The 10,012-nt window shown below is 44.4% G+C and carries 7 protein-coding genes; 1 reads left to right on the forward strand and 6 read right to left on the reverse strand.

Translation table 11 applies throughout. The features are described from left to right. Window positions 1–9: 9 nt before the first annotated feature. The 4 genes from RMY31_RS14770 to RMY31_RS14785 form a co-directional block, all read right to left on the reverse strand. Window positions 10–2,964: a methyl-accepting chemotaxis protein gene (locus RMY31_RS14770; protein WP_322665729.1), complete on the reverse strand. Its 2,955-nt coding sequence runs from the start codon at window positions 2,962–2,964 to the stop codon at window positions 10–12. A 16-nt stretch (window positions 2,965–2,980) separates the two neighbouring features. Next, a complete protein-coding gene (locus RMY31_RS14775; protein ID WP_322665731.1) occupies window positions 2,981–3,511 on the reverse strand; it encodes a chemotaxis protein CheW in 531 nt (176 codons plus the stop codon). Between the two features lie 13 nt (window positions 3,512–3,524). After that, the gene (locus tag RMY31_RS14780) at window positions 3,525–3,890 is read right to left on the reverse strand and encodes a response regulator transcription factor (protein WP_214436354.1); all 366 of its coding nucleotides are present in this window, start codon (window positions 3,888–3,890) and stop codon (window positions 3,525–3,527) included. A 171-nt stretch (window positions 3,891–4,061) separates the two neighbouring features. Then, window positions 4,062–5,285 (reverse strand): response regulator, encoded by a 1,224-nt coding sequence (locus RMY31_RS14785; RefSeq protein ID WP_322665734.1) that lies wholly within the window; start codon window positions 5,283–5,285, stop codon window positions 4,062–4,064. 549 nt (window positions 5,286–5,834) lie between these two features. Between RMY31_RS14785 and hmpF the strand changes: the two genes are divergently transcribed. Then, window positions 5,835–7,595 carry a pilus motility taxis protein HmpF gene (gene hmpF, locus RMY31_RS14790; protein WP_322665736.1) on the forward strand — a complete coding sequence of 587 codons (1,761 nt, stop codon included), beginning with the start codon at window positions 5,835–5,837 and terminating at the stop codon, window positions 7,593–7,595. 298 nt (window positions 7,596–7,893) lie between these two features. Here hmpF and RMY31_RS14795 read toward each other — a convergent pair whose 3' ends face one another. Together RMY31_RS14795 and RMY31_RS14800 are read right to left on the reverse strand one after the other, a co-directional pair. Beyond that, complete coding sequence (locus RMY31_RS14795; protein WP_322665738.1) at window positions 7,894–8,370, reverse strand: carotenoid oxygenase family protein; 477 nt, start codon at window positions 8,368–8,370, stop codon at window positions 7,894–7,896. Continuing rightward, window positions 8,345–9,673 carry a carotenoid oxygenase family protein gene (locus RMY31_RS14800; protein ID WP_322665740.1) on the reverse strand — a complete coding sequence of 443 codons (1,329 nt, stop codon included), beginning with the start codon at window positions 9,671–9,673 and terminating at the stop codon, window positions 8,345–8,347. The genes RMY31_RS14795 and RMY31_RS14800 overlap by 26 nt, the downstream gene beginning before the upstream one ends. Window positions 9,674–10,012 lie beyond the last annotated feature (339 nt).

Here is a 10,012-nt window from a genome sequence, read left to right on the forward strand (position 1 = left end):
AACTTTGATTTATTTGGATTCAAGTGTTTCCAATCGGAAACGTTCCACGGAGGCAATTAAGTCACGAGATACACCCACTAGGTTTTGTAGGGCACCAGAGACTCGCTGCGCTTCTTGGGAAGTTTCTTGTGCTGTTAATTCCACTGATTGCATGACGTGAGCGACGGCGCGGGAAGTTTCCGTTTGTTCTACTGTGTCGCTGGTAATTGAACGCACGAGAGTATCAATACGATTCGCTACCTGAATAATATTTTCTAGCGATCGCTTGGCTTCTTCTGCCAACTTTGTGCCTTTAATTACCTGTTGTGTGCCTTCTTCCATCGCGGTCATCACGGAGCCTGTTTCGCTTTGAATTTGCATCACAATTTGTTCAATTTCTTTCAACGATTTAGCAGATTTGTCCGCTAACTGGCGCACTTCATCTGCCACAATTGCAAATCCGCGTCCGGCTTCTCCTGCCCTTGCCGCCTCAATACTAGCATTGAGTGCTAGCAAGTTGGTGCGGGAAGCAATCTGCGAAATCAACGCCACAATCTTAGAAATTTCTTGAGAAGATTCTGCCAACCGCTTCACCTTCCGGGTAGTTTCAGCCACAGTTTCCCGAATTTCTAAAATCCCTGCCACGGTATTTTCCACTGCTTCCCCACCTTTGAGAGCGATGGTGCTGGCATCGCGAGCCACAGTTTCTGCTTCCCGCGCCGCTTCAGCTACCCGTTGAATCGAGTCGGTCATCACCTGTACAGAATTTAAGGTTACAGCCAACTCTTCCGCTTGTCGTAAAGCGTCACTAGATAAGGCACGAGCAAAAGTTTCGGAGTTGGTTGCACCTTTTGTTACTTCTTTGGCTGCTACTTTTACCTGTTGTACAATATCTCGCAGGTTTTGAATTGTCAGGTTAAAGGCATCGGCAACGGCTCCCAGTACGTCAGCTGTCACCTCAGCTTGGACTGTTAAATCTCCTCTAGCAGCTCCTTCCACATCGTCCAACAGGCGAATCACCTGACGTTGCAGATTTTCTTTGGCTTCCTCTTGTTCATCGGCTTTACGTTGGGCTTCATGGGTGGTTGCGAAAATTACCCGCGCCATTTCGTTAAAACCAGTCGCAAGTAGCCCTAACTCATCTTCGGAATATACCGTAGCTTGAACGTTAAGATTTCCTTGGCGAACTGCATCAAACTGAGCTTGCAAATCCTTGGTTGTCCGCCTAACTTGCTTGAGTGTGAGATTTCCCATGAAGGCGGCGGTGGAAAATCCTGCAATGCCAGCTGCCAGTGACATGGCCCAGCTTGTATTCCGTACTGATTCCCGTTGTTGAGCTGGAGACAAGGTAGTGGCTGCGAAGCTGACTGTTGCTACAACTAACGCAGAGAAAACGCCTACAGTTCCAGCCACAAACCAGGGTTTCATGTCTAGGGGAGCATTCTCTAATGGTGCTAACCAGCCCTGTTCAATGCTGACATTGGGTTCTAGCTTTGAGACATCGGTTTGGGTAAATACTGGTACTGCTGCTTGTGCACCAGTATGAGAGCCAGTAATCGAAAACAGTTCATCATCGCGATCGCTTGCTGCATTATTGGCAGTAGCTTCTATACCATTGTTGCGTGGGCTACTACTGTTTTCCATCGCACTGGAAAGCATTGCCACGTCACCGAATCTAGAGTCTCCTTCTGCCAAGTCAAACCCAGGTATGTTCCCTAAGTCATCGAATTCATCAAAGTCGTCTAAAAACTCGATATTGCTTTTAGCATTTTGTCTATTTAATACACTGTCACTATTTGTGTCTTCATCGGCAGCGAACTCCTCTGAGCCAAAAGCAGATTCAAAAGCCTCAAAGTCAAAACCCTCATCAGCATCAAAGTTATTAGTATCTACTGTGACATCTGCTTTCATCTGCTGGTCTTTCAAAGAAAAGTGTCCGTTCAAAGATGAAGGCACTTCAGGGAATTTTTCTTGTTCTTCTAGTCGCTGTATCCAATTACCTGAGTCTGATGCCGAGAAAGTATCTTGGCTATTGTGTTGGAATTTATTTGTTTGTGTTGAACTATTGTTGAGTTCTTCTTTCTCCATCAGTAAAGTTTCATCTGGCAGACTATCCATGTTCAATTCCCAAGCTGCCATACTTGGCTTCTGATAATTTTCTTCTACCAATTCAGAAGTAGTTTCCGAGTAATTATTCGTTGGTAAATTAATTTCTGCAAAAGGTGAATCAATAGTATTGCTCTGAGATGAATAATTTTCGCTAGCGGAATTTCCACCACTATCTAGGAAATTACTATTAATTTCTGGCTCATCCAGACTTTCTTCGGAACTATCTTCTTGCCAGAAAATCGGTAACTCCAATTCTGTTTGCTTTTCCCAAACATTGGCGTTTGACTCTTGTTCATCTAGGTGTTGATTCAAAGCAAAAGGATCGTCACCCAAAGTTTCTAAGGAATCTAGTGTTTGATTAAATGAAATACTATCTGTAGGGATTGCAAATGGACTACCCAAGGAAGGCTCTTCTAAGTCCACAGCTTGTTGCTCCTCATCAAAGGAATTCAAATTAAAGCTGTTGCTATCCAAATCGTTAAATGTTCCTAAATCTTCTAACTCTAGGTTGCCAGAGTCTAGAGGCTCGGACATTCCTGTAAAAGTTGTTGGTTTTTGCTCGCTATTGTCTACAGCAACAAACTGTTCCTCTAATGGTTGCTGGTATTGATTGATGCTCTCAAGACCATTATTGGCAAAACCAATTATTTCGGGATCGTCACTCAATCGCAACACCGCTTCATATTCTGCTTTTGCGACATCGTATTGCTGCAAAACGTAGTAAATATGACCCCTTAATAAATGGCAGTTTGGGTCATCTGGCACATTTTGCACCACCTGATCGACTAAATTAGCCGCAACTTCATAATTTTGTTGCGCGTAGGCTGTATAAGCCTGCCTATATGTTTCGAGGTAATCATCTATACTTGCTGCCATTTCCTCTCTCCCAATTTCATCCTGCCCACCTCGCACTCCGTACAATTGCCATTTGATCGAGCAGTCGCAGACACTGATTGTTTTTAGCACCCATTAACCACTCTCCGCGTAAAAAAGGAGCCATGGTATCTGGTAGATTAGTGGGTGGCATCAGATGCTGTACATCCAGCCAGTCCATACCACCGATTTCATCTACTGCTAAGCCCACGATTGTGTCTTGTTCTTCAATAGCAATCACCGGAATCTCTGCTCGATCTGTATTTAACGGAGTTGCTTCCCCAAGAAATTGACCCAAATCAGCCACCCAGATTACTCGACCTCGTAAATTTAGAGTACCCAAAAGTAAAGGAGAAGCATTAGGAATCGGGGTGATTCTATCAGGACTCAGTTCCATGACTTCTTTGATGCCAGTTGCTGGTAATGCAAACTCCTGATGCGAGGGTATATAAAACCGCAAGTGTAACTCGCCCTCAGGACTTTCTACTTGTAATTCAGGACGGAAGTGGTCTTGACCACTGCCACTTAAAAAGTCCGGCTTGCTGACCATATTGTTTTCATCCTTATCCTCGCAGCAGTTGTTTGACTGTTCCTACCAACTCCGTTGGTTGAAACGGTTTGGCTATGTAGGCATCCGCACCTTGCTTCATACCCCAGTAGCGGTCAAATTCTTCACCTTTGGAAGAACACATCACCACGGGAACATTTTGGGTCTTTGGATCGGACTTTAACCGACGGCACACTTCGTAGCCGTTCATCCGGGGCATGACAATATCCAATACCACTAAATCAGGAGGTGCGGTTTGAATTGCCTCCAATGCTTCTACTCCGTCACTGGCATGGGTGACTTTTAAGCCACTTGCTTTCAGGAGGTCTGTAATCATCTCCCTTTGTGCGATACTGTCTTCCACAATCAGAACTGTACTCATAAATGCCTATCTACCTCCTGATGTAGACGTTCCTCTTTGGAACATTCCCCGATCTCCCATAAGTGTTTACTGTATAAATTAATTCTCTTGCTTTCCTAATTTACTAGATAATAATGTTGTACTGGAGTTGGCTGATTCTGTGATAACATTTTTTACTCTATCTTTTAAGAATCAACAAGTCTTGTATCTTGTTTGTGTCCCCACAAATGACTGTGCCTCTACATATTTCTCTACGAGCATTAGTAACTCAGTGTCTCCAAATGGCTTGGTTAAATAATCTGTTGCCCCGACCATGGTAGCTCTGACTCGATCGATAAATCCATCTTTACCAGTCAGCATGATAATCGGTATAAACCGAAATGCTGTTGATTGTCGTAGCATGGCACAAATTTCATAACCATCCAATTCCGGCATGGCAATGTCGCATAAAATTAAATCTGGTTGTAGTCTAAAAATAAGACTAAGCGCCTCTAGGGGATTACTTAGAGCGATCGCTTCATATCCCTGAGCCTTTAAGATAGACTCTACAGTCTCACCGATAGTTGTTGTATCGTCAATACATACTATCCGCACCCTATGCCTGTCCTCCATTCTCGTAACTTGTTTGTGTGTCTTTGAGTTATTTGCCACTGAATCTACAAGTTGTAACCAACCCTGCTGCACATATGGATATATTGCCTTAGCAACTGTCAAAATGTCTCGATTGAGATGGCGAGCTAGTTGGCGTAAGGATGTTTTACCATCTGCCCATTGTTGTAGTTTACTCACAGTTGCTGTTGGTAGTGAGGAGTTTAGTTGAACTATGTCAGCGAGTATTGGCAACTGTTCGGGAGACTGAATATGTGGATATAGCTGCTTCCACTCCTGTACTTGCTGTGTAACTGTAGCCATTAAAGGAGCAATCTCTAAACTGGTTAGTTGCGGGGCAAGTGCAGCATCCTGAAGGAAAACAAAATTACCCTGGTGTAAACTCAGTAAATCAAAGAGTGTCTCATGGACTAAGTGGTGGATAATACTCTGAGCTATCTTGGGGTTGATAATATTCCGCTCTAAGAGTGCCCAGAGATAGCCGTACTCTGGCGCACTCTGTAATCCTAGGGAGGCCAGTTGCTTTTCTTCGAGCCGTATTTCAACTCGGTAATAACGTAAGTAATCGTCAATCCGTAACAAATTACTATCGCCTTCTTGGCAATAGATAATTTGACCGTTGAGGAAAAAGACAAACCAAGATTGTCTTTGACAGTTTCGGGTATGGCGATGTTTGACTGCCTCGTCTTTTGTGAGTTTGTCACTGTTGTGAAAGCAGGTTTCCACCAACAGTTGCCCAGTTCGCTGCCCTAACTCAATCAATTGCAGGATACTGCGAATATCTATTTCACTTAAATTTCCCCGCATTTAGCTCGACAGCGCTCCTTATAATCCCGTTTATATTCTTTGTTAATTGTGCCCGTCAATTTTTCCATGTTTCAAGCAGACAGATTAGGTATGGAGTACTCAAAATCTTATTTCCTTTGCAACCAGTCTCAATCAGGGGATACATTCAGATACGAACTGTAAATTTTCGTAATAGACTTTGACAAAGCTAGTGATACCACGGAAGTCATCATCATTGTCATCAGTAGAGAATATAAAGGCGCGATCAAATCGCTTTTATAAGTATCAAGACGTAATATCTTGCGTCTATAAATAGTTTTGTCTGTCTTGTTTTCCCAAATTTAGGTGAAATCATACCAAATCGGGATAGTTAGTATTGTTTAAGATTTTTGGAACAGCTTTTTAGTAAAGACTTTCAATCCAAAATCACGCCACTTGCTACAACTTTGGGAACCAAAGTAACGCGGTGGCTCCAAAATCTAAAATCCAAAATTGGTATCGACAGGTTAACAGAATTATCTAAGGTATATCCCAAAACACGGACATCAAGTACACAAAAGGACAAACGGTGTGCTGTATTTAGCAGAAGTACAAAAGCAGAAAGGCGGCTTACTGGGTGGTAGTTCCAAAACCGAACTGAAACTGCTAGCTTGTCAGCGAACCGACCAGAATTGGAGTACTGTGTCGGAAGAAGTGATTGCAGCTGAAGAAGCAAGCAAATTAAATGATGGTGCGTTGGTATTGGTAGAACTGAATCCGAATCGTCAAGTGCAGCGGATTCAAGAGGCAGGACGACCATTAGTTAATATTTTGCAAAATTTTTCTCGCCAATTAGAAAAATTTAAGCTCAAGGAAGACGAGATTGACCAGTGGAAGGAGTCGCTGACGTTTCAGGCGCAAGAGATGAATCGCCGTGAAATGGACATGGAAGCACGGTTGGAACAGCTGCAACAAATGGAGGACGAGTTTCACCAGCTAGAGTCGCAAAAGCAGGAAGTGGACGCATCTCGCGAGCAGATTGAACAGTTGCAAGCAGAAATTGAGCGGAATCGTCAGGAATTAGAAGGAGCTTGGGAGCATTTGCGGGGTGAGCAGCGTCGCTTTGAAGAACGGCAAGCAGAATGCCAACAAGGAACGGTTTTGGATGAGGAGCAAAGTCGGGTGATGAGCGATTTACTCAATCGCTTATCTAGTCGTGTTGCTCCCACAGAAAAAGTGAGAGAACATCTCCAACTAGCATTTGAATTAGTTGAAAACCAACAAGCTACTCTGACCCCACATTGGCAACAACTAGAAGAGCAAAGAACTGTAGCAACTCAACAGCAAGAGGAAGTCGATCGCCTTTCGCTGAATTATAGCGATCGCCAAAATGCATGGCAACAGGCATACGATTTTTTAGTGCAGCAAACAGCCTTATTGAAGGTGAATACAGCAGCGCTTGCCAGCAAGCAAGAGTATGCTCAGATAGTGAAAGAGCAGTTGCAATATAAAGAAGAATTATATCAACAAATTCATTCTTTGGCTGCTACTTCTGGTGGTGTGGTTCCAAGCCAGAAAGTCGATGTAGAAGCTTTAGAAAAAATGTCTCTAGAAGAGCTACAAAAGATTGTGCAAGACTTGTTGGACAAGCTAGAAATAGACTCTAGCTTTGTCCACGATCAAGAACAAGAATTGACTTATAAGCAAGAAGCTATAGAAGAACTCCAAACTAAAATTAGCCAAGCGCCCGACCATGACCAAATCAATTTGGCCATGGAACTGGCGGATGAAAAAGACCACTACCAGATGCTAAACTCCAGCTTGATAGGACAACGTCGCAGTTTGTTACAGCGGCAGAAGTTGATTGAGCAACATCAAGCTGTATTGTCACGGCGGCAAGGAAATCCTGTCACCAATACAGAAGAAGATAACCAAATTGATTTGGGGCCGATTCTTTTGCAAATTGAAACCCAGCGACAACAACAATCGCAAGAACTCCAAAAGCTGGAACGTGAGATTGAGCAGATGCGTGCTGCGATTGAGCTAGACCAAGGAATGATTGATAATCAAACCCAAGAGCAGCAAGAAAAACAGCAAGAACTCAAACAGATGGAAGCAAATTTGCTGTCTTTGCGAACAGCAACTGCTGAATGCTGGGGTCGCGTTAATCTCTATCAAGAAACATTGCAACCAATTCAAGATGCTTTAGATGGTTTGCGCCAGAAGCTGCAAGGAATTGGGGAATCTTTGGCTCACGTTCAAGAGACCGGTGATTATCAACTCCAGACTATTAGTGAGATGCGTCAGACTCTTGAGAGTTTGATATCTCAACCAGAATTGCTAGCGTCATAACAAGTGCTGAGGACTAGCGCCTTTCGGGCGACGCTCGCAGGCTCACTAACGCTGCGCTTAATGCAGTCGCCTGGGTTGGGAAACCCTACCAAGAGTGCTGCCTCACCGTGCGGAGAGAACCCCCGTTGAGGCGACTGGCGTTGCTGAGTTAGGAATAGAGGGACGCAAGGCTTTGCGCTCGTACAGCAATAATTAGTTGAAAGCCGGAGTGACCCAGTTAAGCCGACAGAAGTTTAGAGGGCGATCGCACAAATAATGCCATGCCCTCTACACTACTTAAATAAACCTACTATTAACCTTATCGAGTTGCCATCTGTGCCTCAGAAACCCAATTGGCGTGGAAGCCGTAAGGAACGCGCTGTGGCATGATTATCCGCGCTACAGATGGAGCTGTGATATTTCGGGCATCAACGACTAATAGCTCAGACTTTTTCGCTAGTGCATCCCAAACCATAGTCAGCAACCAGCCATCATCTTCAGAAGTAGCACCAGGACGAGGCGCAAAGACACTATCACCACCAAAGCGTCCCCGACCAAATTCATGTACTTGAGTGCTACCAGTCTCCAAGTCATACTTGAGCAGACCATCCAACAAAAGTCTAGGTCTCATGTAAGTAGCCTGTCGGGATGCGTAGACGTAACGTGTCTTTCGCCCAGTCAGGTCATCGTTAATCCGAGGAAATTCCGTAGCGGTATCATTGTTATTAAGCAATTCTTCTTTCACAACACCCGTTGCCAAATCGATCCGGTTATAGATACAGTCGGAAATGTTCAAATTCAGTATCTCCGCCCTCTCCGTTGTCTTTCTGAGGAATAAACAGATAGGTATCAGGTGCCCTGGTGGCGATCAGTACTACTTCGTTGCCTTCCTCCCAAGCGTTAGCAACATGGTAGAGCATACAGGTCGAGATATTGAACCAGCGGATAGTTCGGTTATTGCCGTGGCGAGGTACAACCCCGATGTGGCTGGGGTTTTGCTTCTCAAACTTAATGGGTAATTGATCCTGCATAATCCGCATAGGACTGAAGACTAGCGGCATATCCAGAAAAAGAGTGTAGTGTTGAGTGATGGCAAAATCGTGCATCATCACTGGCGCAGGTATATCAATAGGTACGGTTCGCAACATTTTGCCCTCTGCGGAAACCACGCTGTATTCCAGATAAGGAGGAGCAATAGGTGCAAAGCCGATCGCAATCATTTCACCCGTTTGAGCATCGATTTTTGGGTGAGCTGTAAAGGTAGAAGCAAGCTTACCGTCAAAGGTATCTACCCCAACTGTTTCTAAATCAGGAAGACGAATTTCATAAGGTGCGCCAGCTTCCCACAGTGCCAGCAGTTTGCCTGCGTGCCATATAGTCGAAGTGTTAGCAGTATTCTTCATCATCAAGCCATAAGGGGAATCAAATCGAGGCAGATTCAGCAAACCAGGCCAAATCGCCTTACCTTGTTTTTGCTCAATCTCAAACCCCTCTGTGCGAATGTAGCGGTTGCGGTAGCTGGCTTTGCCGTTGCTGATATTTACTCCGTGGAGCATTCCATCCCCATCTAACCAGTGATGCAGTCCGATAGGCTCGAATTGGGGATTAGGGCCGTTACGGAGAAATATGCCATTCAGTTCTTGGGGTAGTTCGCCAATGACAGTTAGGTTGTCGGCAGTTATTTCTTGTTTGACAGGGGCAAAATTGTCAGTTAAATAAAAATCTGCCATATCTTCTGCCAGGATATTAACTCTGGCAGTAGTGCTGAGGCGGCTCAAAATTTGGTAAGGTACACGTGCATAGTAGCCAGTAACCGAAGGCCCTTTATTGACTACTGATGACCGCTCCATCTGTAAGACGTTAGCGAGGAATTTGCTATCCATCAAAGCGCTCATGAAGCGCCGCTGCAAAGTACTAGGGCGAGTACCAGTTGGGGCTGCTGTGGCGATGGCGAGGGTTTGTATGAGTTCCTTTTCTGTAGCATCTAACACACCCTCGGTGTACATCAATGAATTGAGAGCTTCGTATAACTCCTGAAAATCTTTTTCGTCAGGATAATTTCCTAAATAGGCCTGAAGCCAGCCATAACACGGGAGCAACGCGATTTTGTGAGGTGGTAAAGCTGGAGGGCTGGAGAGGCTGGGGAGGCTGGGGAAGAGAAAGAAATTAAGTGGATTTAGTATACTTTTAGTAGCAAAAAATACTATTTTTTCTCTTTTCTCCCCCAGCTACCCCAGCTACCCCCGCTTCCCCTGCTCATTTCACAACGATCTCACTTTTTCGCGTTGCTCCCCATAATACCAATTCACGAAAAATCTGATGCAAATAAAGCATCAAGAATAAAATCCCAACCTGTAATAGAAGCAACGATTGATGTGTTTAATTTCTCTAAACGTTTCCAGATAAAATGCCTCAATTCATCTAACGTTCCAAAGCTT

The sequence above is a fragment of the Dendronalium sp. ChiSLP03b genome (genome assembly GCF_034531165.2).
GTDB lineage: Bacteria > Cyanobacteriota > Cyanobacteriia > Cyanobacteriales > Nostocaceae > Dendronalium > Dendronalium minutum.

Excerpts from the sequence above, each read along its gene's own strand:
- RMY31_RS14770 (WP_322665729.1), bottom strand. The coding sequence starts at position 2,964 with ATGGCAGCAAGTATAGATGATTACCTCGAAACATATAGGCAGGCTTAT.
- RMY31_RS14775 (WP_322665731.1), bottom strand. The coding sequence starts at position 3,511 with ATGGTCAGCAAGCCGGACTTTTTAAGTGGCAGTGGTCAAGACCACTTC.
- RMY31_RS14780 (WP_214436354.1), bottom strand. The coding sequence starts at position 3,890 with ATGAGTACAGTTCTGATTGTGGAAGACAGTATCGCACAAAGGGAGATG.
- RMY31_RS14785 (WP_322665734.1), bottom strand. The coding sequence starts at position 5,285 with ATGCGGGGAAATTTAAGTGAAATAGATATTCGCAGTATCCTGCAATTG.